20 protein-coding genes, 4 tRNA genes and 2 pseudogenes are annotated in these 23494 nt (G+C 35.3%); 18 read left to right on the top strand and 8 right to left on the bottom strand.

Translation table 11 applies throughout. The annotated features are described in order from the left end of the window. Positions 1 to 7: 7 nt before the first annotated feature. Positions 8 to 2662, bottom strand: a complete 2655-nt coding sequence (locus tag ACIY14_RS09070) for a YhgE/Pip family protein (RefSeq protein WP_409002336.1) — start codon at positions 2660 to 2662, stop codon at positions 8 to 10. Positions 2663 to 2789: 127 nt separating this feature from the next. Here ACIY14_RS09070 and ACIY14_RS09065 point away from each other — a divergent pair, with 127 nt between their 5' ends. Further along, on the top strand, positions 2790 to 3332 hold the full coding sequence (locus tag ACIY14_RS09065) for a TetR/AcrR family transcriptional regulator (protein WP_000665086.1): 543 nt from the start codon (positions 2790 to 2792) through the stop codon (positions 3330 to 3332). A gap of 32 nt (positions 3333 to 3364) precedes the next feature. On the opposite strand, the gene ACIY14_RS09060 is transcribed toward ACIY14_RS09065, so the two are convergent. The 7 genes and pseudogenes from ACIY14_RS09060 to rlmH form a co-directional block, all read right to left on the bottom strand. Continuing rightward, positions 3365 to 3438: transfer RNA gene (locus ACIY14_RS09060), tRNA-Asn, on the bottom strand. A gap of 5 nt (positions 3439 to 3443) precedes the next feature. Continuing rightward, positions 3444 to 3515 (bottom strand) — tRNA-Glu (locus ACIY14_RS09055). Between the two features lie 51 nt (positions 3516 to 3566). After that, the gene (comE, locus tag ACIY14_RS09050) at positions 3567 to 4319 is read right to left on the bottom strand and encodes a competence system response regulator transcription factor ComE (RefSeq protein WP_000866079.1); all 753 of its coding nucleotides are present in this window, start codon (positions 4317 to 4319) and stop codon (positions 3567 to 3569) included. After that, positions 4316 to 5634, bottom strand: a pseudogene (comD, locus tag ACIY14_RS09045) (competence system sensor histidine kinase ComD). Before comD ends, comE begins: the two are co-directional and overlap by 4 nt. 12 nt (positions 5635 to 5646) lie before the next feature. Next, the gene (gene comC, locus ACIY14_RS09040) at positions 5647 to 5769 is read right to left on the bottom strand and encodes a competence-stimulating peptide ComC (RefSeq protein WP_409002335.1); all 123 of its coding nucleotides are present in this window, start codon (positions 5767 to 5769) and stop codon (positions 5647 to 5649) included. 163 nt (positions 5770 to 5932) lie between these two features. Further along, a tRNA-Arg gene (locus ACIY14_RS09035) sits at positions 5933 to 6006 on the bottom strand. A 43-nt stretch (positions 6007 to 6049) separates the two neighbouring features. After that, positions 6050 to 6529, bottom strand: coding sequence for a 23S rRNA (pseudouridine(1915)-N(3))-methyltransferase RlmH (gene rlmH, locus ACIY14_RS09030; protein WP_409002334.1), 480 nt, complete (start codon positions 6527 to 6529; stop codon positions 6050 to 6052). Positions 6530 to 6707: 178 nt separating this feature from the next. Between rlmH and ACIY14_RS09025 the strand changes: the two genes are divergently transcribed. The 17 genes and pseudogenes from ACIY14_RS09025 (at position 6708) to ACIY14_RS08945 (ending at position 23492) form a co-directional block, all read left to right on the top strand. Continuing rightward, complete coding sequence (locus ACIY14_RS09025; protein WP_409002333.1) at positions 6708 to 7898, top strand: S1C family serine protease; 1191 nt, start codon at positions 6708 to 6710, stop codon at positions 7896 to 7898. A 57-nt stretch (positions 7899 to 7955) separates the two neighbouring features. Then, positions 7956 to 8714 (top strand): ParB/RepB/Spo0J family partition protein, encoded by a 759-nt coding sequence (locus ACIY14_RS09020; protein ID WP_409002332.1) that lies wholly within the window; start codon positions 7956 to 7958, stop codon positions 8712 to 8714. Positions 8715 to 8930: 216 nt separating this feature from the next. Beyond that, complete coding sequence (gene dnaA / locus ACIY14_RS09015; protein ID WP_084931889.1) at positions 8931 to 10292, top strand: chromosomal replication initiator protein DnaA; 1362 nt, start codon at positions 8931 to 8933, stop codon at positions 10290 to 10292. A 158-nt stretch (positions 10293 to 10450) separates the two neighbouring features. Then, complete coding sequence (gene dnaN, locus ACIY14_RS09010; RefSeq protein WP_409002331.1) at positions 10451 to 11587, top strand: DNA polymerase III subunit beta; 1137 nt, start codon at positions 10451 to 10453, stop codon at positions 11585 to 11587. 64 nt (positions 11588 to 11651) lie between these two features. Further along, positions 11652 to 11846: a DUF951 domain-containing protein gene (locus ACIY14_RS09005; RefSeq protein WP_000285184.1), complete on the top strand. Its 195-nt coding sequence runs from the start codon at positions 11652 to 11654 to the stop codon at positions 11844 to 11846. Between the two features lie 84 nt (positions 11847 to 11930). Then, entirely contained in the window at positions 11931 to 13046 is a 1116-nt protein-coding gene (gene ychF, locus ACIY14_RS09000; RefSeq protein ID WP_409002330.1) for a redox-regulated ATPase YchF, read from the top strand. A gap of 73 nt (positions 13047 to 13119) precedes the next feature. Continuing rightward, positions 13120 to 13689, top strand: a complete 570-nt coding sequence (gene pth, locus ACIY14_RS08995) for an aminoacyl-tRNA hydrolase (RefSeq protein ID WP_409002329.1) — start codon at positions 13120 to 13122, stop codon at positions 13687 to 13689. Then, complete coding sequence (gene mfd, locus ACIY14_RS08990; protein ID WP_409002328.1) at positions 13690 to 17193, top strand: transcription-repair coupling factor; 3504 nt, start codon at positions 13690 to 13692, stop codon at positions 17191 to 17193. A gap of 57 nt (positions 17194 to 17250) precedes the next feature. Beyond that, on the top strand, positions 17251 to 17517 hold the full coding sequence (locus ACIY14_RS08985) for an RNA-binding S4 domain-containing protein (RefSeq protein WP_409002327.1): 267 nt from the start codon (positions 17251 to 17253) through the stop codon (positions 17515 to 17517). Next, positions 17510 to 17878, top strand: a complete 369-nt coding sequence (locus ACIY14_RS08980; RefSeq protein ID WP_000041924.1) for a septum formation initiator family protein — start codon at positions 17510 to 17512, stop codon at positions 17876 to 17878. Before ACIY14_RS08985 ends, ACIY14_RS08980 begins: the two co-directional genes overlap by 8 nt. Before the next feature lie 4 nt (positions 17879 to 17882). Beyond that, on the top strand, positions 17883 to 18005 hold the full coding sequence (locus tag ACIY14_RS08975) for an SP_0009 family protein (RefSeq protein WP_000429344.1): 123 nt from the start codon (positions 17883 to 17885) through the stop codon (positions 18003 to 18005). Beyond that, positions 17998 to 19266, top strand: coding sequence for a serine hydrolase (locus tag ACIY14_RS08970; RefSeq protein ID WP_409002326.1), 1269 nt, complete (start codon positions 17998 to 18000; stop codon positions 19264 to 19266). The genes ACIY14_RS08975 and ACIY14_RS08970 overlap by 8 nt, the downstream gene beginning before the upstream one ends. Then, positions 19263 to 20540: a tRNA lysidine(34) synthetase TilS gene (gene tilS / locus ACIY14_RS08965; RefSeq protein WP_409002325.1), complete on the top strand. Its 1278-nt coding sequence runs from the start codon at positions 19263 to 19265 to the stop codon at positions 20538 to 20540. Before ACIY14_RS08970 ends, tilS begins: the two co-directional genes overlap by 4 nt. A gap of 4 nt (positions 20541 to 20544) precedes the next feature. After that, a complete protein-coding gene (gene hpt, locus ACIY14_RS08960) occupies positions 20545 to 21087 on the top strand; it encodes a hypoxanthine phosphoribosyltransferase (RefSeq protein WP_000889402.1) in 543 nt (180 codons plus the stop codon). Between the two features lie 15 nt (positions 21088 to 21102). Then, on the top strand, positions 21103 to 23061 hold the full coding sequence (gene ftsH / locus ACIY14_RS08955; protein WP_409002324.1) for an ATP-dependent zinc metalloprotease FtsH: 1959 nt from the start codon (positions 21103 to 21105) through the stop codon (positions 23059 to 23061). Between the two features lie 39 nt (positions 23062 to 23100). Further along, positions 23101 to 23361, top strand: a pseudogene (locus ACIY14_RS08950) (23S rRNA (uracil-5-)-methyltransferase RumA); the annotation flags it as partial. 59 nt (positions 23362 to 23420) lie between these two features. Further along, positions 23421 to 23492: transfer RNA gene (locus ACIY14_RS08945), tRNA-Glu, on the top strand. The last annotated feature ends 2 nt before the right edge of the window (positions 23493 to 23494 follow it).

Genomic DNA, 23494 nt, shown 5'->3' with positions numbered 1-23494 from the left:
AATCTTTTTAATCTTCTTCTATTTTCTTAGGTTGATAAGCTAACATACCTAAAGCAGTAAAGAAAGCTAGAGTTATAATAAGGAAAATCACTTGATGATGAATATTTCCTGTCATAGAGATTGTTTGTCGTAAGCCTGATACCGAGTAACTCATTGGTAACCATGGATTGACACCTTTAAAGAAATCATTTGTCAAAGCAAGTGGATAAGTCCCTGCACTTGATGCTAACTGTAATAAAAGTAAAATAAGAGAGAAGAAAGCTCCTATACGGCTATTCCAAGTTGTTAAAGCTGTCACCATAGACATGAAAGCTAAACTTGTGATTATAATTAGAATCAAGGTCCTCATCTCATGGTTCGCAGTCAATCCAATAAGATGGACACCTCCATAAACTAAAACACCTGCTAAGACAGCTATAATCCCATTTATTTCAGAACGAGACTTCAACCAAGCCCAACGACTCTCTGGATGACGTCCAGAAGGCAACTTAGCAAAAATCATATTAGTAGATATAGCAGCAACAAAAAGAGCAACTGATATCATATAAGGAGCCATGGCAATCCCATTTACAGGAACTTGGTCATTGTCTGTTTTTGAGAGAACTAGAGGATCAGATAATGTTTCTGCATTTTCAGATTCTGTTGATGCTGATTTAAGTTGATTGTTAGCATTGCCTAATCCTTGCCCTAATGAATCAACTCCTGTCTGTAAATCTTCAAGACTAGAGGTCAAAGTTGTTCCACCATCTGCTAGTTTTCCAGCACCATCTGCAATCTTCATAGCGCCACTTCCCAGTTGAGATGCTGCAGAAAGTAACTGTGTTGATTTATCTGTTAATTGACCAGAGCCAAATTGTAATTTAGTGAGACCTGCTATTAGCTCTGGACTCTTATTATTCAATTGAGCAGAACCAGATGACAAACTTTCTATACCTGATACTAATTCTGGAGTTTTTCCAGCTAACGCATCTACTCCAGCTGTCAATGTTGATGTATTTTCTGTCAACTTACTTGATCCAGAAACTAATTGATCTAGACTAGTCGTTAAATTTTCATTCTTTTCACTTAGTTTATTAGCACCTATAGAAATAGTATCCAGTCCCTTAGTGTAGTTTACAACTCCTTTTTCAATTGACTGACTTCCAGAAACTAACTGATTGTCTACAGTAGTTTGCAATTTTGTAAATCCATTTGACAATGTTGTCAAGAAGCTAGATGCTACAGGTAAGAGTTGATTTGCTTTCGTTTGTACATCATATAGATTAGTTACTTGTTGTTCTGAATTCTCTATACTTTCTTTCAATCCTCCTACTGTCGTTAAAATTGTTTTTGCTGACTCAATAGTAGAATTAGAATTTTTAGAAATAGCTTCTGTCAGTTCTTTCTTTTGTTCCTCTGTGAGAGATTGATAAGTAGCTGTTGATTGAAGGTTAGCAATATTTTTCTCTTGTTCTGTCTGACTTTTGGTCACAATATCCTGAGCAAGAGTTGTTAGATTTGGCAAAGCTTCTGACAATGTACTTTTCAGTTGAGTATTATCTGATATTGTAAGAGCTTGTAGTGTTTTATTTAGTTCTCCTAAGCTTGTTGCCAATTGCGCTATTTCTTCATTCTGTTGAGATGAGGAATTCAGTTGATTTGAAATTTCTTTAATACCAGTATTTAATTGCTCCATTCCATCTCTTAGTGCATCTGATTGATTTGATAATTGACTTGTTCCATTAGAAAGTTTTTCTACACTACTTGTATAAGCATTTACACCAACTGAAAATTGATTGAGACCTATATCCAATTGTGAAACCCCACCTTTATAGGACTTTATACCTGTATTCAGCTGATTTACACCTGCCACCAATTCAGGAGTTCTTGAGGTCAATTGACCAAGTCCAGTGTCAACCTGTGAAACTGCATTTGTATAACTTTGTAAACCACTATTAAAAGTTCCTAAACCAAGATGTAATTGCTCTATGGCAGATACATAGGCAGACAATCCCTTTGTAAATTGATTAGCTCCATTTGAAAAAGTTACACTTGAGTTAGCTAGAGTATTGAGATTTGTCGTCAATGTTTGACTTCCTTTTGCTAACTGATTAGTTCCATTAGCCAGTTGCTCACTTCCATCAGCTGCTTTATTTATCCCAGACTTCAAGTCACTCATTTTTTGAAATAGTGCCTTGGTATATGTTTCAGTTACATTCGTAGAGACGGTTTGTTTTAATTGTGTCATTGCAGAATCACTCATCTTACTTGCAATAAAGCTACGGCCACTTGAAGTTTGATAATCAATTTGCATCTGTTCAGGGTGATTTGTTAGGACTGAAGTAGCTTTTTCAGATAGATCACTTGGTAAAGTCACTACCATATAATATTCGCCATCCTCTAGCCCCTTTTTCCCCTCTTCTTCATTGACAAAATGAAAATCTAAAGTCTTATTTTCTTTTAAATTAGACACCATGTCTTTTCCTATAGCCATTGTATTTCCATTATAAGAAGCTTCCTTGTCATTATTAACAACTGCTACAGGTAACTCCGATACTTGACCATATGGATCCCACATTGACGATAAAAATATGATATTGTATAAAGCTGGAATGAGAGAAATTCCTATCATTACAATAATGAATGTCGGTTTTTTAAAAATTGCTTTCCATTCTTTAAACATATTTCCTCCTTTTTTAAACATATTGTCTAAATTTTTGATATAATAGATTATACATTAAAAAATCTAAATTACAAGATAAAAAATATTTTTTTAGACATATAGTCTAAATTGTTCATAAGGAGAAATTATGAAAGAAAGTAACAAACGATTAAAAACAAAGAGAAATATTGAAAATGCCATGGTTCAATTATTGATGGATCAACCCTTCGATCAAATTACTACAATTAAATTAGCAGAAAAAGCTGGAATTAGTCGTTCTAGCTTCTATACCCATTACAAGGATAAGTATGATATGATTGAACATTATCAAAGTAAGTTATTTCATACATTTGAATATATCTTCCAAAAACATGCTCATCATAAAAAGGATGCCATTTTAGAAGTATTTGACTATTTAGAGTCTGAACCATTATTAGCTGCTCTTTTATCTGAAAATGGTACCAAAGAAATCCAAAATTTCTTAAGAAATAAGCTTCATATCATGCTGAGCACGGATCTTCAGAAGCGCTTTATGCAACTACAACTAAATTCAATTGAATTAGAATATAGTAGCATTTATCTAACAAATGCTCTATTTGGAGTTTGTCAAACTTGGATTGCTCATGGGAAAAAAGAAAGTCCGCAAGAAATGACAGACTTCCTTATGAAAATGCTAGGTGATGTCAACTAAAAAGAACACCAGATGGTGTTCTTTTTATCTAACTCCGCCAGTAGGACTCGAACCTACGACATCATGATTAACAGTCATGCGCTACTACCAACTGAGCTATGGCGGATAAAATAGTCCGTACGGGATTCGAACCCGTGTTACCGCCGTGAAAAGGCGGTGTCTTAACCCCTTGACCAACGGACCATCTATCTGTAGCAGATATAACCATTATATCAATTTCTTACTTATTGTCAATCACTTTTTAGATTTTTTCTCTAGAATATCTTTTAGTTTACGAACTTTCAAACGGGTAATGGGACAACGATGATCTTCATAAAAAACAACTTCTAAATTCTTTCGATCAATTTCTCTCACATTTCCCACATTGACAAGGAAAGATTTATGGGAGCAATAAAATCGCTGAGTATGTTTGTCCTTTTCCTGAATATCTGTCATAGTTCCATAAAACTCTTTGGCAAAATTCTTACCAATAATTCGCAATTTATGAGAAACACCTGTTGTTTCGATATACAGAATATCATGGTAAGGAATTTTCAAATCATTTCCCTTATAGTTGTAATCAAAATAGTCTACAACATCTTCGTTTTCAAGCAGCATGCTTTTGGTATAGAAGATACTCTGCTCGATACGTTTTTTGAACAATTCATCATTGATGTCCTTATCTACAAAATCTAAAGCTGATACCTGATACTTATAAGTTAAAGTAGCGAATTCAGATCGACTGGTGATAAAGACAATAATAGCATAAGGATTGTGATGACGGATAAACTGAGCCACTTCAAATCCTTTTTTCTCAATCCCATGAATATCGATATCTAGGAAATAAAGCTGGTTTACTTCATCATTTTCAATATATTCCTTAAACTCACGAACTTTTCCTGTTGTCTTATATGAAATAGGAATATTCGATTCCTCAGAGATTTCATTCAATATTCTCTCTAGTCTCACTTGATGCTCAATAACATCTTCTAAAATTAATACTTTCATTCAAATTCTCTCTTAAATCTAATAATTTGTCTAAATGTGTTGTCTTCCATTTCTGTTTCTAAAATAATATTGTTATACTTATCTAAGATCTCTTTGACATTATTAAGTCCTAGACCCCTGTTTCTTCCCTTGGTAGAGAAACCTAGGGCAAATAAGTCTTCTGAAGGCGTCATAGTGATTTTACATGAATTCTGGATAACTATAACTGTTTCAAAATCCATTTTAATGACTGCAACTTCCATTTGTTTCAAGTAACTATCTGCAGCACCTTCAACAGCATTATTTAATAGAATGCTCATGATGCGAACAAGATCAAGTAAATCCATTGACAATGTAGTAATAACATCTTTTACTTCCAATGTAAACTCTACATCATTATTTCGTGCATAGATAATCGATTGAGCAATTAAACTTCGTAAAGCCGAATCTTCTATGTTATTTAAATCAAAGTAAGTATATTTATCTGACCTCAATTTCTGATTTGCTTTTACGAGGACTTCGTTGTAAATCCTGTCAATTTCATGTAAATCTCCACTGTCAATCGCCATTTGCATGCTGACAAGCATCCCTGCATAGTCATGACGAAAACCTCGAATCTCATTATACAAACCCACAATCTCATCTGTATACGTTTGTAAATACTTTTGTTCAAATTTCTTCTGCTTTAGGGCAATCTCTTTTTCAATTTGAACCTTATAAGAATTCATTGCAAAGAAAATCAATAACAAGCAAATAAAAACAATGGTTGATAAAATACTTCCAAAACTATTTAAGTGATGAATCGTACTTACTATATCTGAAAAAAACAATAAGATATGCAATCCGAAAAAAGCAACTATCACTTTTTTTAAAAAAGGGTAGAGGTAATCTTTGTCAAAATATGTTATTTCTAAGTGGAAATAACGACTTATTTTTATAATAATAAAATAAGTCAACAATAATACTACTAAAAAGAATATACTTTCATAGTGTAATGCAAGTCATCACCTGTTATCGAGGATAGGGTTACAGCTATAAAAGTATGAGTACTGTGATATAAGAGAGAAAGCAGGAAACTTAGGAATACTCCCCTATACTTATCAAACTTTTTAAACCATATAAAATAAGCGTATAAAATAAATGGATATAAAAATTTTTCAATTCCTAGTCCACTTAAGTATATAGAATAGAAGAAAAATTCAACTACAAATTCTACTATTACTGTATAAAAAATAAAGAAGTATTGTTCTTTTCTAGTTGTGTTACAAATCAAATTATAACTTTTACTAGTAATAAAAATATGTAATATAACGCTTATTATTGCGAAAAAATCCATTCTTTTCTCCCTTTACTTTCTTTTAAAAAAATAAAATAAAAAATTATTTTCCTTTCTAATTTCCCCACCCCGGATCTCCTGCAATTCTGCCTCTTTTACCTCTTTAAATTGTTCCAATTTTTCTGTATTTTTCATAATGAAATCTCCTGTATTATTTTTTTTGTAAGTTAACTTACAAAACTATTATACAAAATGAAGATCATGTAAGAAAAAATTTTTCTCAACTGTACATTTTTGCACCTGAAACGCACTTTTTTAAGAAAAAAGCTGGGATGAATCCCAGCTTCGCATCTAACATTGATCCCAGCAGGATTCGAACCTGCGACCGTTCGCTTAGAAGGCGAATGCTCTATCCAGCTGAGCTATGAGACCTAACATGACCATTCTATCAAAAAACAAGAGGTAAGTCAATCTTCTATTTGTGGTAAGGAGAACCCTGTTGAATTGTAAAAGCACGGTAAATTTGTTCAAAAAGAACCAATCTCATTAACTGATGTGGTAATGTCAGACGTCCAAAACTGACAGAAAGATTGGCCCTATTTTTTACAATAGGAGCTAGACCTAAACTTCCTCCAATAATAAAAGAAAGAGTTGAGTAACCTTTGATAGAAGCCTGCTCTAGTTGCTTACTAAAATCTTCTGAGGAGAATGTTTTTCCTTCAATTGCTAGTACAACGACAAAGTCTCTTTCTCCAACCTTAGAAAGAATTCTTGCACCTTCTGTTTCCAAAATTTTTTGATTTTCTAATTCACTGGCTTTGTCAGGTGTCTTCTCATCAGCGAGCTCAATCATTTCTAATTTGGCGAAACGTGAAATTCGTTTGGTATACTCAGCAATACCATCTTTTAAGTATTTCTCTTTCAGTTTTCCTACTGTTATAATTTTTATTTTCATTCTTCTATTCTATCATATCCACACTTCATTTCACATCTTATACACACAAAAATCATCCAAAAATACTATTAAATTCACAGAATAAGGTGAGTTATCCACAACTTGTGTAAAACTTTTAAGCTTAGATTAAGTTAATAGGTTTATAATCTGAGTAAATAAATAACAAACGGAGGCGTTTATGAAACACTTACAAAAATTTTACAAAAAAGGAGTTAAAGTTCTTGTAATCATTCTAATAGGATTTTTGAGTGGTGCACTAGGAAGTTTTGTAACATTGCAACTTTATCAAAAACAAGGAAATCAATCTACAAATAATAATTCTGGCACTGTAACTCAAACATCATACAAGAATGAAAACTCAACTACTCAAGCAGTGAATAAAATTAAGGATGCTGTTGTATCAGTCATTACTTACTCTGCTAATAAACAAAGTAGTGTATTTGGAACCGAAGAATCAAATTCTGATACGGATAATCAACAGATTGCAAGTGAAGGATCAGGTGTCATCTATAAAAAGAACGAAAATGATGCTTATATTGTAACAAATACTCACGTTATTAACGGAGCTTCAAAAGTTGATATCCGCTTAGCTGATGGTACAAAAGTCCCTGGTGAAATTATCGGATCGGATACCTTCTCTGATATTGCTGTCGTAAAAATTTCTTCAGAAAAAGTTACAACAGTGGCAGAATTTGGTGATTCAAGCCAACTTAATGTTGGAGAAACAGCGATTGCTATTGGTAGTCCTTTAGGTTCAGAATATGCTAATACAGTTACACAGGGAATCATCTCAAGTCTTAATCGAAATGTTTCTCTAAAATCTGAAGATGGTCAAGCCATTTCAACAAAAGCCATTCAAACAGATACGGCCATTAACCCTGGTAACTCTGGTGGTCCGCTTGTAAATATTCAAGGACAAGTAATTGGTATTACATCAAGTAAGATTGCAAGTAATGGTGGAACATCTGTAGAAGGTCTTGGTTTTGCAATTCCTTCAAACGATGTACAAAATATTATTAAACAGCTTGAAAGTGATGGTAAAGTGACTCGTCCTGCTCTTGGAATCCAAATGGTCAATCTGTCTAACGTTGGAGCTAATGATCTTAGAAAACTAAACATTCCAAGTGGCCTCACTTCAGGTGTAGTTGTTCGATCTGTTCAAAGTAATATGCCTGCAAATGGACATCTTCAAAAATACGATGTCATTACTAAAGTTGACGACAAAGAGATTACTTCATCAACAGACTTACAACATGCTCTTTACAACCATGCTATTGGAGACACTATAAAAATAACCTACTACCGTAATGGTAAAGAGGAAACAACCTCTATAAAACTAGATAAGAATTCTGGTGATTTGGAACATTAATTGACATCAGTGTAAAGAAAACTTTACAGAAAGTAAAAGATATGTTAGTGTAGAATCATGGAAAAATTTGAAATGATTTCTATCTCTGAAATACAAAAAAATCCTTACCAACCTCGGAAAGAATTTGATGTAGAAAAATTAAAAGAATTAGCTCAATCAATCAAAGAAAATGGGCTCATCCAACCAATCATCGTTCGTCAATCTCCTGTAATTGGTTATGAAATCCTTGCAGGAGAGAGACGATATCGAGCTTCTCTCTTGGCTGGTCTGACCTCTATTCCAGCCGTTGTGAAACACCTCTCAGATCAAGAAATGATGGTTCAATCAATCATTGAAAATTTGCAGAGAGAAAACTTAAATCCTGTTGAAGAAGCACGCGCCTATGAATCTCTAGTAGAAAAAGGATTTACTCACACTGAGATAGCCGATAAAATGGGGAAATCTCGACCTTATATCACTAATTTTATTCGTTTACTTTCCCTACCAGAGCATATCTTAGCTGAAGTAGAAAATGGAAAAATTTCTCAAGCACATGCCCGTTCACTAGTTGGTTTGGATAAAGAGCAGCAAGACCATTTCTTTCAACTAATTAAAAATGAAGATATCTCTGTGAGAAAGTTGGAAGCACTACTGACAGAAAAAAAACACAAGAAGCAGAAAAAAAGAGATTCTTTCATCAAAGATGAAGAAGATAAATTAAAAAAACTACTAGGTTTAAGTGTAGAAATTAAACTTTCTAAAAAAGATACTGGAAAGATTGTCATCTCTTTTTCAAGTCAAGAAGAATACGATAGAATTATTAACAGCCTGAGATAAGGCTGTTCTTTTATTTTCTTAACCCACAAATTTATCCACCAATTTTTTTATCAAAAAGCCTAATGAATCAAGGAAATAGCCATTTATCCCCAACCTGTGGATAAATACTGCTAACATTGTGGATTCTTTTCCACAATCTGTGGAAAAATCCTACTATCTATGGTAAAATAAGTCTAGCACTAAACTACTAAAATCATAGTAAAGGAGGAAAAATAGTTGAAAGAAAAGCAATTTTGGAATCGTATTTTAGAATTTGCTCAAGAAAGATTGACTCGATCTATGTATGATTTCTATGCTACACCTGCTGAACTCATTAAAGTAGAAGAAAACACAGCTACTATATTTCTACCGAGATCAGAGATGGAAATGGTGTGGGAAAAGCAATTAAAAGATATTATTGTTGCTGCTGGTTTTGAAATTTATGATTCTGAAATCAAACCTCACTATATTTTTACTAAACCTCAGAGTACAGAATCTCCTCAAGTAAATGATACAAATAGTGTCTCTACTTACGATTATACACCTGCACTACCAACGATTCCCTATTCCGAAACAGGGTTAAAAGAAAAATATACATTTGATAACTTTATTCAAGGTGATGGGAATGTTTGGGCAGTATCTGCTGCACTAGCTGTATCTGAAGATTTAGCTCTGACCTATAATCCTCTTTTCATCTATGGAGGACCTGGTCTTGGAAAGACTCACTTGCTAAACGCGATTGGAAATGAGATTCTGAAAAATATTCCTGATGCGCGTGTCAAGTACATTCCTGCCGAAAGCTTTATCAATGACTTTCTTGAACACTTGAGACTTGGGGAAATGGAAAAATTCAAAAAGACTTACCGTAGTCTTGATCTCTTGTTGATCGATGATATCCAATCTCTCAGTGGAAAAAAAGTCGCGACCCAGGAAGAATTTTTCAATACCTTCAATGCTCTTCATGATAAGCAGAAACAGATTGTCCTAACCAGTGATCGAAGTCCTAAACACCTAGAAGGCCTTGAGGAGAGGCTTGTCACGCGCTTTAGCTGGGGATTGACGCAAAATATCACCCCTCCTGACTTTGAGACACGTATCGCCATTCTTCAAAGTAAAACAGAGCACTTGGATTACCATTTTCAAAGTGATACTCTGGAATACTTGGCTGGCCAATTTGATTCAAATGTTCGAGAACTGGAAGGAGCAATCAATGATATCACTTTAATTGCCAGAGTGAAGAAGATTAAGGATATCACTATTGATATTGCTGCTGAAGCTATCAGAGCACGTAAGCAAGATGCACGCCAGATACTTGTTATTCCAATTGAGAAAATCCAAACTGAAGTTGGTAATTTTTATGGAGTGAGTGTCAAAGAAATGAAGGGGACGAGACGAGTTCAAAACATCGTTTTGGCACGTCAGGTTGCTATGTATCTAGCTAGAGAACTGACAGATAATAGTCTTCCAAAAATAGGAAAAGAATTTGGCGGAAAGGATCACACCACCGTTATTCATGCCCATGCTAAAATTAAATCACTGATTGACGAAGACGATAATTTACGTTTAGAAGTAGAAGCAATCAAAAAGAAAATCAAGTAACTTGTGGATAACTTTTTCTTTCTTATCTTTTTTATCCACATTTTTTAAACAAGCTAAGAAGCTTGAATTTACTAAATACAAATCAGTTTTCCACAGAATTCACACACTCTATTATTACTATTAACTTTCTAATACTAAGAATAAATAAAGGAGAATCCATGATTCATTTTTCAATTAATAAAAATTTATTTTTACAAGCCTTAAATACCACAAAACGAGCAATTAGCTCTAAAAATGCTATTCCAATTTTATCAACAATCAAAATTGATGTTACCAATGAAGGAATTACTTTAATTGGCTCAAATGGACAAATCTCCATTGAAAATTTCATTTCTCAAAAGAATGAAGATGCTGGTCTTTTAATTACTTCCTTAGGTTCGATTCTTCTTGAGGCCTCTTTCTTTATCAATGTTGTATCCAGTCTTCCAGATGTAACCCTTGATTTCAAAGAGATTGAACAAAAACAAATTGTCTTAACAAGTGGCAAATCAGAAATCACTCTAAAAGGAAAAGATAGCGAACAATACCCACGAATCCAAGAAATTTCAGCAAGCACACCTTTGGTTCTTGAAACCAAACTACTCAAGAAAATTATCAATGAAACAGCTTTTGCTGCAAGTACGCAAGAAAGTCGTCCAATTTTGACTGGTGTCCATTTTGTTTTGAGCCAACACAAGGAACTAAAAACAGTTGCGACAGACTCACACCGCCTTAGCCAGAAAAAATTGACTCTTGAAAAAAATGGAGATGATTTCGATGTAGTAATTCCTAGTCGCTCTCTACGCGAATTTTCAGCTGTATTTACGGATGATATTGAAACTGTGGAGATTTTCTTTGCAAATAATCAAATCCTCTTTAGAAGCGAAAATATTAGCTTCTACACTCGTCTCCTAGAAGGAAACTATCCTGATACAGATCGCTTGATTCCAACTGACTTTAACACTATAATTACTTTTGATGTGGTAAATTTACGCCAGTCAATGGAGCGTGCTCGTCTCTTATCAAGTGCGACTCAAAATGGTACTGTGAAGCTTGAAATTAAAGGTGGGGTTGTTAGCGCCCATGTTCACTCTCCAGAAGTTGGTAAAGTAAACGAAGAAATCGATACGGAGCGGGTTACTGGTGATGATTTGACTATTAGTTTCAACCCAACTTACTTGATTGATTCTCTCAAAGCTTTAAATAGCGAAAAGGTAACTATTAGCTTTATTTCAGCTGTTCGTCCATTTACTCTTGTGCCAGCAGATACTGACGAAGACTTCATGCAGCTCATTACACCAGTTCGTACAAATTAAGTGAAAGAGGTTGAGCCTGGCTCGCCTCTTTTATGATATAATCAAAAAAGAAAAGGAGAGTAGTATGTATCAAGTTGGAAATTTTGTTGAAATGAAAAAACCACATGCTTGCACTATCAAGTCAACAGGTAAAAAGGCCAATCGTTGGGAAATTACACGTGTAGGGGCAGATATCAAAATCAAATGTAGCAATTGTGACCACCTTGTCATGATGAGTCGCTATGATTTTGAACGAAAAATGAATAAGATTATTGACTAAGAACCCTTAGTTAGAGGGTTAGCAAGTTTTCCCTTTTTGTGTTATAATGTTAGGGATTGAAATGAGAACGGAGAATGAGAAACTATGGCTTTAACAGCAGGTATCGTTGGTTTGCCAAACGTTGGTAAATCAACCCTTTTTAATGCAATTACAAAAGCAGGAGCAGAGGCAGCAAACTACCCATTTGCGACTATTGATCCAAATGTTGGGATGGTGGAAGTTCCAGATGAACGCCTACAAAAACTAACGGAAATGATTACACCTAAAAAGACTGTTCCAACAACTTTTGAATTTACAGATATTGCAGGGATTGTAAAAGGAGCATCAAAAGGAGAAGGTTTAGGAAATAAATTCTTGGCCAATATCCGTGAAGTAGACGCGATTGTTCACGTAGTTCGTGCTTTTGATGATGAAAATGTTATGCGTGAGCAAGGACGTGAAGACGCCTTTGTGGATCCACTTGCAGATATTGATACCATTAACCTGGAGTTGATTCTTGCTGACTTAGAATCAGTTAATAAACGCTATGCGCGTGTAGAAAAGATGGCACGTACGCAAAAAGATAAGGAATCCGTGGCAGAGTTTAACGTCCTTCAAAAGATTAAACCAGTCCTTGAGGATGGAAAATCAGCTCGTACAATCGAATTTACAGATGAGGAACAAAAGGTTGTCAAAGGTCTCTTCCTTTTGACCACTAAACCAGTTCTTTATGTTGCCAATGTGGATGAGGATGTAGTTTTAGATCCAGACTCTATCGACTATGTCAAACAAATTCGTGAGTTCGCAGCGACAGAAAATGCTGAAGTAGTCGTTATTTCTGCGCGTGCTGAAGAAGAGATTTCTGAGTTAGATGATGAAGATAAGCAAGAGTTTCTTGAAGCACTTGGTTTGACAGAATCAGGCGTTGACAAGTTGACTCGAGCTGCTTACCACTTGCTTGGACTTGGAACTTACTTTACAGCTGGTGAAAAAGAAGTCCGTGCTTGGACCTTTAAGCGTGGTATGAAAGCTCCTCAAGCAGCTGGTATTATTCATTCAGATTTTGAAAAAGGTTTTATTCGTGCAGTAACCATGTCATATGAGGATCTAGTGAAATACGGATCTGAAAAGGCTGTAAAAGAAGCTGGGCGCTTGCGTGAAGAAGGAAAAGAATATATCGTTCAAGATGGCGATATCATGGAATTCCGCTTTAATGTCTAATAATATTTAACAAATAGTGTCAATTAGGTTGGAAAAAAATTCCAACCCTTTTGGCTTTTGAAAGGAAAAATAAATGACCAAATTACTTGTAGGATTGGGAAATCCAGGTGATAAATATTTTGAAACTAAGCACAACGTTGGATTTATGTTGATTGACCAAATCGCCAAAAAACAAAATGTCGCCTTTACACACGACAAGATATTTCAAGCTGACCTAGCATCTTTTTTTCTTAATGGCGAAAAAATTTATCTTGTCAAACCAACGACGTTTATGAATGAAAGCGGGAAAGCTGTTCATGCTTTATTGACTTACTATGTTTTGGATATTGAAGATTTACTTATTATTTACGATGACCTTGACATGGAAGTTGGAAAAATTCGTTTAAGAGCAAAGGGTTCAGCAGGTGGACATAATGGGATCAAATCCATTATTCAACATATAGGTACTCAGGTCTTTAACCGTGTTAAAATAGGTATTGGAAGACCTAAAAAAGGTATGTCAGTTGTTCACCATGTTTTAAGTAAGTTTGATCAGGATGACTATGTAGGTGTTTTACAGTCAATTGACAAGGTTGACGATGCTGTAAACTACTATTTACAAGAGAAAAACTTTGAGAAAACAATGCAGAGGTATAACGGCTAAATGGTGACTTTATTAGATTTATTCTCAGAAAATAATCAGATCAAAAATTGGCATCAAAATCTGACAGATAAGAAAAGACAACTGATACTAGGTCTGTCAACTTCTACCAAGGCTCTTGCAATTGCAAGTAGTCTAAAAAAAGAAAATAAGATTGTGTTATTGACATCGACTTATGGAGAAGCAGAAAGAATTATCAGTGATCTTCTTTCTATCTTAGGAGAGGAATTTGTCTATCCATTTTTGGTAGATGACTCTCCTATGGTAGAGTTTTTGATGTCTTCACAAGAAAAAATCATTTCGCGAGTTGAAGCCTTGCGTTTTTTAACTGATTCATCTAAGAAAGGGATTTTAGTTTGTAATATCGCAGCAAGTCGTTTGATTTTACCTTCTCCAACTGGATTTAAAGAAAGTATTATAAGGATTGCAGTCGGTGAAGAATATGACCAACATGACCTTCTTCACAAATTAAAGGAAATAGGCTATCGTAAAGTTACGCAAGTACAAACTCAAGGTGAGTTTAGTATTCGAGGAGATATTTTAGATATTTTTGAGATGTCTCAGTTAGAACCTTTCCGAATCGAGTTTTTTGGTGATGAAGTAGATGGAATTCGTACTTTTGAAGTCGAAACACAACTATCAAAAGAAAATCAAACAGAACTCACTATCTTTCCAGCTAGTGATATGCTTTTAAGAGAAAAGGATTATCAACAAGGTCAGTCAGCTTTGGAAAAGCAAATTTCGAAGACTCTATCACTGATTTTGAAATCCTATCTAGAAGAAATTTTGTCAAGTTTTCATCAAAAACAAGTACATTCAGATAGTCGAAAGTTTTTATCTTTATGTTACGGTAAAATATGGACTATATTTGATTATATTGAAAAAGATACACCAGTATTCTTTGATGATTATCAAAAATTGATGAATCAGTATGAAGCCTTTGAAAGAGAATTAGCGCAATACTTTACAGAAGATTTACAGAACGGTAAAGCATTTTCTGATATGCAGTATTTTGCAGATACAGAGCACACCTATAAAAAACAAAGTCCAGTTACCTTTTTCTCCAATCTGCAAAAGGGCTTAGGAAATCTTAAGTTTGATCACATTTATCAATTTAATCAATACCCCATGCAAGAGTTTTTCAATCAATTTTCATTTTTAAAAGAAGAAATTGAGCGATACAAAAAAATGAACTACACTATTATTTTGCAGTCTAGCAATTCAATGGGAAGTAAGACGTTAGAGGATGTTTTAGAGGAATATCAGATTAAATTGGATTCCAGAGATAAGTCAAGTATCTGTAAAGAATCTGTAAACTTAATTGAGGGTAATCTAAGACATGGTTTTCATTTTGTAGATGAAAAAATTCTCTTTATTACTGAACATGAGATTTTTCAAAAGAAATTAAAACGTCATTTTCGAAGACAACATACGTCAAATGCAGAGCGATTAAAAGATTATAATGAACTTGAAAAAGGGGACTATGTTGTTCACCATATCCATGGAATTGGTCAATATCTAGGAATCGAAACAATTGAAATCAAAGGCATTCACCATGATTATGTCAGTGTACAGTATCAAAATGGTGACCAAATCTCCATCCCAGTAGAGCAGATTCAGTTACTGTCCAAATATGTTTCAAGTGATGGTAAAGCGCCAAAACTTAATAAATTAAATGATGGTCATTTCAAAAAGGCCAAGCAAAAAGTTAAGAATCAGGTAGAGGATATAGCTGACGATTTAATCAAGCTTTATTCTGAGCGTGGTCAGTTGAAGGGTTTTGCTTTCTCAGCTGATGATGATGATCAACGTGCTTTTGATGATGCCTTCCCTTATGTTGAAACGGATGATCAACTTCGTAGTATTGAGGAAATCAAGAGAGATATGCAGGATTCTCACCCCATGGATCGACTTTTAGTTGGGGATGTTGGTTTTGGAAAGACTGAAGTTGCAATGCGTGCAGCCTTTAAGGCAGTCAATGATCACAAACAGGTGGTCGTTCTAGTTCCGACAACAGTTTTAGCGCAACAACACTATACGAATTTTAAGGAACGATTTCAAAATTTTGCTGTTAATATTGATGTGTTGAGTCGTTTTAGAAGTAAAAAAGAGCAGGCAGAGACACTTGAAAAACTAAAGAATGGTCAAGTCGATATTTTGATTGGAACGCATCGTGTTTTGTCAAAAGATGTTGTGTTTGCTGATTTGGGCTTGATGATTATTGATGAGGAACAACGATTTGGTGTCAAGCATAAGGAAACTTTGAAAGAACTGAAAAAACAAGTAGATGTTCTAACCTTGACAGCAACACCAATCCCTCGAACCCTTCATATGTCTATGCTGGGAATCCGAGATTTGTCTGTTATTGAAACACCTCCAACCAATCGCTATCCAGTACAAACCTATGTATTGGAGAAGAATCCTAGTGTGATTCGTGATGCAATCTTGCGTGAAATGGAGCGTGGAGGTCAAGTTTACTATCTTTACAATAAAGTTGATACAATTGATCAGAAGGTTTCAGAATTACAGGAGTTGATTCCAGAGGCTGCAATTGGGTATGTTCATGGACAAATGAGTGAGATCCAGTTAGAAAACACTCTATTGGACTTTATTGATGGTCAATATGATATTTTGGTGACAACTACCATAATTGAAACAGGGGTTGACATTCCAAATGCCAATACCTTATTTATCGAAAATGCAGATCATATGGGCTTGTCAACCTTGTATCAATTAAGAGGAAGAGTTGGTCGGAGCAATCGTATTGCCTATGCCTATCTTATGTATCGTACAGAAAAATCAATCAGTGAGGTCTCTGAAAAGAGATTAGAAGCGATCAAAGGATTTACAGAATTGGGATCTGGATTTAAGATTGCAATGCGAGATCTTTCGATTCGTGGAGCAGGAAACCTCTTAGGAAAATCCCAATCTGGCTTCATTGATTCTGTTGGTTTTGAATTGTATTCTCAGTTACTAGAAGAAGCTATAGCTAAACGCAATGGCAATGAGAACACAAGAACTAAAGGAAATGCTGAGTTGATTTTGCAAATTGATGCCTATCTTCCTGATACTTATATTTCTGAACAACGACATAAGATTGAAATTTACAAGAAAATTCGTCAAATTGACAACCGTGTCAACTATGAAGAATTACAAGAAGAATTAATGGACCGCTTTGGAGAATATCCAGATGTAGTGGCCTATCTTTTAGAGATTGGTTTGGTCAAATCATACTTGGATAAGGCATTTGTTGAACGTGTGGAAAGAAAAGACAATAAGATTACAGTTCAATTTGAAAAAATCACTCAGCGACTGTTCTTGGCTCAAGATTATTTTAAAGCCTTATCTGCAACCAACTTAAAAGCAGCTATAGCGGAGAATAGAGGACTAATGGAAGTTGTATTTGATGTTCGAAACAAGAAGGATTATGAAATTTTAGAAGGTTTGCTGATTTTTGGAGAAAGTTTACTAGAGATAAAAGAATCAAAGGAAGCTAATTCTATTTGACGTTTTTCTTCTATAAAGGGGATAAAAATGGTACAATAATAATTTGAGGTAATAAAAATGAGATTAGACAAGTATTTAAAAGTATCACGAATTATTAAGCGTCGTACAGTCGCAAAGGAAGTAGCAGATAAAGGTAGAATCAAGGTAAATGGAATTTTGGCCAAAAGTTCAACGGATTTGAAACTTGATGACCAAGTTGAAATTCGCTTTGGAAATAAATTGTTGCTTGTAAAAGTACTGGAGATGAAAGATAGTATAAAAAAAGAAGATGCAGCAGGTATGTATGAAATTATCAGTGAAACACGGGTAGAAGAAAATGTCTAAAAATATTGTACAGATGAATAATTCTTTTATTCAAAATGAACACCAACGTCGTCGTTACCTGATGAAGGAGAGACAAAAGAGGAATCGTTTTATGGGTTGGGTTCTGATTTTGATGATTTTATTGTTTATTTTACCGACCTATAATCTGGCCCAAAGCTATAATCAGTTACTGCAACGTCGTCAGCAATTGACAGAGTTGAAAGAACAATATCAAACTCTCAGTGATGAAAAGGACAAGGAATCCGCTTTTGCTGCAAAGTTGAAAGATGAAGACTATGTAGCAAAATATGCACGCGCCAAGTACTATTACTCAAAGAAACGAGAAGCGATTTACACCATTCCTGATTTGCTTCCGAGGTAATGTCATGGAAAATTTATTAGAAGTTGTTGAGCAGTTTTTAAGTTTATCAGATGAAAAACTAGAAGAATTAGCAACTAAAAATCATTTATTACGATTACAAGAAGAAAGGGAAGAGAAGAATGCGTAAGTTCTTAGTAGTTTTATTGCTACCTGCTTTTATCATAACCTCAAGAGTAGTTAGCACAGAAAAACAGCTTCCTTACTCTTCGCAAGAAATTTATTATCTAACCGAGTCTGATTATGGATTCTACTATAAAGAAACTCTGGAATCCCCGATGGTATATGGAGAAACAGCTGTCTATGCTAATGAGAATCTTGTCAAGGAGTCTGGTAAATTGACTCCTGGAAACACCTTTAAAATCGTAGAATGGCGTTTGAATAGACAAGGTGTTCCTGTTTTTAAATTAGATAATCACCAGTTTATCCTTGCAGATAAGCGATTGGTCTATGATCAAAGTCAAGTTCAAACTCAAAATAAACAAGTATGGTTAGAACCAGGGTTTGTTATTTATAACAGTCCTTATGACGCTAAAGAAATTTCTTCTACCCTCTCCCCCTATCAACACGTACTAGTGGATAAAACTCTCTTTGCTGAGGGACAAGAATTTCTTCATATTGATCAAGTTGGGTGGGTATCAAAAGAGTTCACCTCAGAAGAAGACAATCGCATCCAGAAGGTTCAAGAAGTCTTAACAGGCAATTATCAGAATGAAAATTATTCTATTTATGTTAAACAACTGAGTACGGGTAAAGAGGCTGGTGTGAATGAAGACAGCAAACTTTATGCAGCTAGCATCTTGAAACTAGCCTACCTTTATTATGCTCAAGATAAGATAAATCAAGGAAAGTATACGCTAGACAGTAACTTCAAGTATATCCCAGAAGTAAATAGTTTCCCTGGGTCCTATAAACCAGAAGGTAGTGGTAGCTTACCTAAGAAAGAAGATAACAAAGAATACAGTCTTCAACAGTTAATTACCAAGGTAACAAAAGAGTCTGATAATGTTGCTCATAATATTTTAGGTTATTACGTGACCAATCAATCAGACGGGGTTTTTAAAGAAAAAATGTCAACTATTATGGGTGAAGATTGGGATGTGAATGACAAATTGACTTCTTCAAAAATGGCGGGAAAACTTATGGAAGCTATTTATAATCAGAATGGTTTTGTCTTAGAGTCTCTGAGCAAGACTGATTTTGACAACCAACGAATCGCAAAAGGAGTTTCGGTTAAGGTAGCTCATAAAATTGGAGATGCCGACGAGTTTAAACATGACACTGCCATTGTCTATACGGATTCTCCTTTCGTTCTTTCCATTTTCACCAAAAATTCTGATTATGACACTATTGCTAAGATAGCCAAGGATGTCTATGAGGTTCTAAAATGAGGGACCAGGATTTTTTAAATCATTTTCTCCGAAAAGAGTATTTCAAAAAACATTCTAAAGTCGTGTTAGCTTTATCTGGTGGACTGGATTCAATGTTTTTATTCCAGCTATTGTCTACTTACCAAAAAGAGTTGGAAATTGAGTTGATTTTAGCACATGTCAATCACAAGCAGAGAAGTGAGTCTGACTGGGAGGAAAATGAACTAAGGAAGTTAGCTGATGCAGCTGAACTTCCTATTTATATCACAAGCTTTTCAGGAGATTTTTCAGAAGCGCGTGCTCGAGAGTTTCGTTATGATTTTTTTAGGAAAATCATGAAAGATGTTGGAGCGACAGCCTTGGTCACTGCTCACCATGCAGATGATCAGATTGAAACGATTTTGATGCGCTTGATTCGAGGAAGTCGGCTACGTCATTTAATAGGAATAAAAGAAAGTCAAGTAGTTGATGATATTGAAATCATCCGTCCCTTATTGCCTTTTCATAAAAAGGATTTTCTACCAATTTTTCATTTCGAAGATGAAACAAATCGTGAGAACAGCTATTTTCGCAATCGGATTCGAAATAGGTATTTACCAGAACTTGAAAAAGAAAATCCTCGTCTTAAATCCGCCCTTTTAGATTTAGGAAGGGAAATTTCAGATTACCAAGCAACAATAACGGAGCTTTCGAAACAAATTGATGTGGAAGATTTGAATGAGCTATTTTCATACTCTCAACAAACTCAAGGAATCTTGCTACAGAACTATCTTAATCAATTTCCAGACTTAAATCTGACAAAGGCTCAATTTGCCGAAGTTCGACAGATTTTAGCAACTAAAAGCCAGTATCGTCATTCTCTTAAAAATGGCTATGAATTGATAAAAGAGTATCAACGGTTTCAGATTTGTAAAATCAGTCCTCAGGCCGATGAAAAGGAAGATGAACTTGTGTTACACTATCAAAATCAAGTTCGATATATGAGCTATTTATTTTCCTTTGGCATTCCTATTGAAGGGGATTTTGTTCAAAAAGTAACGGTTTCACGGGAAACATCTGTACATATTAGATGTCGAAAACCTGGCGATGTTCTTATCCTGAATGGGCATCGAAAGAAACTGAGACGTTTATTTATAGATTTGAAAATCCCCATTGAAAAACGAAAAACAACCCCTATTATTGAGCAATTTGGAGAAATTGTCTCAATTTTAGGAATTGCGACCAGTGATTTGAGTAAAAACACGAAAAATGATATAATGAACACTGTAATTTATATAGAAAAAATAGATAGGTAAAAAGATGTTAGAACACGATATTAAAAAAATCCTCGTTTCACATGATGAAATTACAGAAGCAGCTAAAAAGCTAGGTGCGCAACTGACAAAAGAGTATGAGGGGAAAAATCCAATTCTTATTGGAATTCTGAAAGGATCAATTCCTTTTATGGCTGAATTGGTCAAACATATTGATACGCATATTGAGATGGACTTCATGATGGTATCTAGTTACCATGGTGGAACAGCAAGTAGTGGTGTCATCAATATCAAGCAAGACGTGACGCAAGATATCAAAGGGAGACATGTTTTATTTGTAGAGGATATCATTGATACAGGTCAAACTTTGAAAAATTTGCGAGATATGTTTATTGCAAGAGAAGCAGCTTCTGTTAAAATCGCGACTTTGTTGGACAAACCAGAGGGACGTGTTGTTGAAATTGAAGCGGATTATACTTGTTTTACTATTCCAAATGAGTTTGTAGTAGGTTATGGTCTGGATTATAAAGAAAATTATCGTAACCTTCCTTATGTTGGAGTATTGAAAGAAGAAGTTTATTCAAATTAGAAAGATCTATCTTTAATGAAAAAACAAAATAACGGTTTAGTTAGAAATCCATTTCTATACTTATTAATTATCTTCTTCCTTGTAACAGGATTCCAGTATTTTTACTCTGGAAATACTGCTGGGCGAAGCGAAAAAATTAACTATACAGAATTGGTAAAAGAAATTACAGCAGACAATGTAAAAGAATTAACCTATCAGCCAAATGGTAGCATCATTGAAGTGTCTGGTGTTTATAAAAATCCTAAGACTAGTAAAGAGGAAACAGGAATTCAATTTTTTACTCCTACAGCTACAACAGTAGAAAGATTCTCAAGTACTATTCTTCCGTCTGATTCAACAGTTTCAGAATTGCAAAAACTTGCTTCTGAACATCAGGCTGAGGTTACAGTCAAACATGAGAGTTCAAGTGGTATGTGGATCAATATCCTTGTGTCCGTTGTTCCATTTGCTATTCTTTTCTTCTTCCTATTTTCTATGATGGGAAATATGGGAGGAAATAATAGTAGAAATCCAATGAGTTTTGGACGTAGCAAGGCTAAAGCTGCTAATAAAGAAGATATCAAGGTACGTTTCTCAGATGTTGCAGGTGCTGAGGAAGAAAAACAAGAATTAGTCGAAGTTGTTGAATTCCTAAAAGACCCAAAACGATTTACAAAACTTGGTGCGCGTATTCCTGCGGGTGTTCTTTTGGAAGGACCTCCGGGAACAGGTAAGACCTTACTTGCTAAGGCAGTTGCTGGAGAAGCAGGGGTTCCGTTCTTTAGTATCTCAGGATCTGACTTTGTAGAAATGTTTGTCGGAGTTGGTGCAAGTCGTGTTCGTTCTCTTTTTGAGGATGCAAAAAAAGCAGCGCCAGCTATCATCTTTATTGATGAAATTGATGCTGTTGGTCGCCAACGTGGTGTCGGCCTCGGTGGAGGAAATGATGAACGTGAGCAAACTTTGAACCAACTCCTGATTGAGATGGATGGTTTTGAGGGAAATGAAGGAATCATCGTTATCGCTGCAACTAACCGTTCAGATGTTCTAGATCCAGCTCTTCTCCGCCCAGGACGTTTCGATAGAAAAGTCTTGGTTGGTCGCCCTGATGTTAAGGGTCGTGAAGCAATCTTGAAAGTTCACGCTAAAAATAAACCTCTGGCAGACGATGTTGATTTGAAACTAGTTGCCCAACAAACACCAGGCTTTGTGGGAGCTGACTTAGAAAATGTTCTAAACGAGGCAGCCTTGGTTGCAGCCCGTCGCAACAAATCAATTATTGATGCTTCAGATATTGATGAGGCAGAGGACAGAGTGATTGCCGGACCATCTAAGAAGGATAAAACAGTATCACAAAGAGAACGTGAATTGGTTGCCTACCACGAGGCTGGACATACCATTGTTGGTTTAGTCTTGTCAAATGCCCGTGTTGTTCATAAAGTTACCATTGTACCACGTGGACGTGCAGGCGGATACATGATTGCACTTCCTAAAGAAGATCAAATGCTCCTGTCTAAAGAAGATATGAAAGAGCAATTGGCTGGCTTAATGGGTGGACGTGTAGCTGAAGAAATTATCTTTAATGTTCAAACGACAGGAGCTTCAAATGACTTTGAACAAGCTACACAGATGGCGCGTGCAATGGTAACTGAATACGGTATGAGTGAAAAACTTGGCCCAGTCCAATACGAAGGCAATCATGCTATGTTTGGTGCACAAAGTCCTCAAAAATCAATTTCAGAGCAGACAGCTTATGAGATTGATGAGGAAGTTCGTTCATTATTAAATGGAGCACGGAATAAAGCAGCTGAAATAATCCAATCAAATCGTGAAACCCACAAACTGATTGCAGAGGCATTGTTGAAATACGAAACATTGGATAGTACACAAATTAAATCTCTTTACGAAACAGGAAAAATGCCTGAGACTGTGGAAGAGGAATCTCATGCACTATCTTATGATGAAGTAAAATCAAAAATGAGTGAAGAAAAATAAATTTAGAGAGGTTCGACCTCTCTTTTTATTTTCTAATGTGACGGTTACCGAGCAGATGCATTGATAGTTGACCCTCCTCGTACAGGCTTAGATGATAAGCTGTTGGATACCATTCTGACCTATGTTCCAGAAAAAATGGTCTATGTATCCTACAATGTTTCTACCTTGGCGCGAGATTTAGTTAAACTGGTAAAAGTCTATGATCTCCAGTATATCCAGTCGATTGATATGTTTCCCCACACTGCACGAACAGAAGCAGTTGTTAAGTTAGTGAAGAAAATAAAAAATCAACTTCATTGAAAAAAAGTCCTTGACAAAGTAGGAAAAGTAGGTATAATAGAAAGAGTTGAAAAGCTCAAGGTCCGTTGGTCAAGGGGTTAAGACACCGCCTTTTCACGGCGGTAACACGGGTTCGAATCCCGTACGGACTATG

Origin of the sequence: Streptococcus sp. ST16 (assembly GCF_046098135.1) — a bacterium.
Taxonomy (GTDB): Bacteria; Bacillota; Bacilli; order Lactobacillales; family Streptococcaceae; genus Streptococcus.
This window is presented reverse-complemented; position numbering and strand designations above follow the sequence as displayed.

Excerpts from the sequence above, each read along its gene's own strand:
- ACIY14_RS09070 (WP_409002336.1), bottom strand. The coding sequence starts at position 2,662 with ATGTTTAAAGAATGGAAAGCAATTTTTAAAAAACCGACATTCATTATT.
- ACIY14_RS09065 (WP_000665086.1), top strand. The coding sequence starts at position 2,790 with ATGAAAGAAAGTAACAAACGATTAAAAACAAAGAGAAATATTGAAAAT.
- comE (WP_000866079.1), bottom strand. The coding sequence starts at position 4,319 with ATGAAAGTATTAATTTTAGAAGATGTTATTGAGCATCAAGTGAGACTA.
- comC (WP_409002335.1), bottom strand. The coding sequence starts at position 5,769 with ATGAAAAATACAGAAAAATTGGAACAATTTAAAGAGGTAAAAGAGGCA.
- rlmH (WP_409002334.1), bottom strand. The coding sequence starts at position 6,529 with ATGAAAATAAAAATTATAACAGTAGGAAAACTGAAAGAGAAATACTTA.
- ACIY14_RS09025 (WP_409002333.1), top strand. The coding sequence starts at position 6,708 with ATGAAACACTTACAAAAATTTTACAAAAAAGGAGTTAAAGTTCTTGTA.
- ACIY14_RS09020 (WP_409002332.1), top strand. The coding sequence starts at position 7,956 with ATGGAAAAATTTGAAATGATTTCTATCTCTGAAATACAAAAAAATCCT.
- dnaN (WP_409002331.1), top strand. The coding sequence starts at position 10,451 with ATGATTCATTTTTCAATTAATAAAAATTTATTTTTACAAGCCTTAAAT.
- ACIY14_RS09005 (WP_000285184.1), top strand. The coding sequence starts at position 11,652 with ATGTATCAAGTTGGAAATTTTGTTGAAATGAAAAAACCACATGCTTGC.
- ychF (WP_409002330.1), top strand. The coding sequence starts at position 11,931 with ATGGCTTTAACAGCAGGTATCGTTGGTTTGCCAAACGTTGGTAAATCA.
- pth (WP_409002329.1), top strand. The coding sequence starts at position 13,120 with ATGACCAAATTACTTGTAGGATTGGGAAATCCAGGTGATAAATATTTT.
- mfd (WP_409002328.1), top strand. The coding sequence starts at position 13,690 with ATGGTGACTTTATTAGATTTATTCTCAGAAAATAATCAGATCAAAAAT.
- ACIY14_RS08985 (WP_409002327.1), top strand. The coding sequence starts at position 17,251 with ATGAGATTAGACAAGTATTTAAAAGTATCACGAATTATTAAGCGTCGT.
- ACIY14_RS08980 (WP_000041924.1), top strand. The coding sequence starts at position 17,510 with ATGTCTAAAAATATTGTACAGATGAATAATTCTTTTATTCAAAATGAA.
- ACIY14_RS08975 (WP_000429344.1), top strand. The coding sequence starts at position 17,883 with ATGGAAAATTTATTAGAAGTTGTTGAGCAGTTTTTAAGTTTATCAGAT.
- ACIY14_RS08970 (WP_409002326.1), top strand. The coding sequence starts at position 17,998 with ATGCGTAAGTTCTTAGTAGTTTTATTGCTACCTGCTTTTATCATAACC.
- tilS (WP_409002325.1), top strand. The coding sequence starts at position 19,263 with ATGAGGGACCAGGATTTTTTAAATCATTTTCTCCGAAAAGAGTATTTC.
- hpt (WP_000889402.1), top strand. The coding sequence starts at position 20,545 with ATGTTAGAACACGATATTAAAAAAATCCTCGTTTCACATGATGAAATT.
- ftsH (WP_409002324.1), top strand. The coding sequence starts at position 21,103 with ATGAAAAAACAAAATAACGGTTTAGTTAGAAATCCATTTCTATACTTA.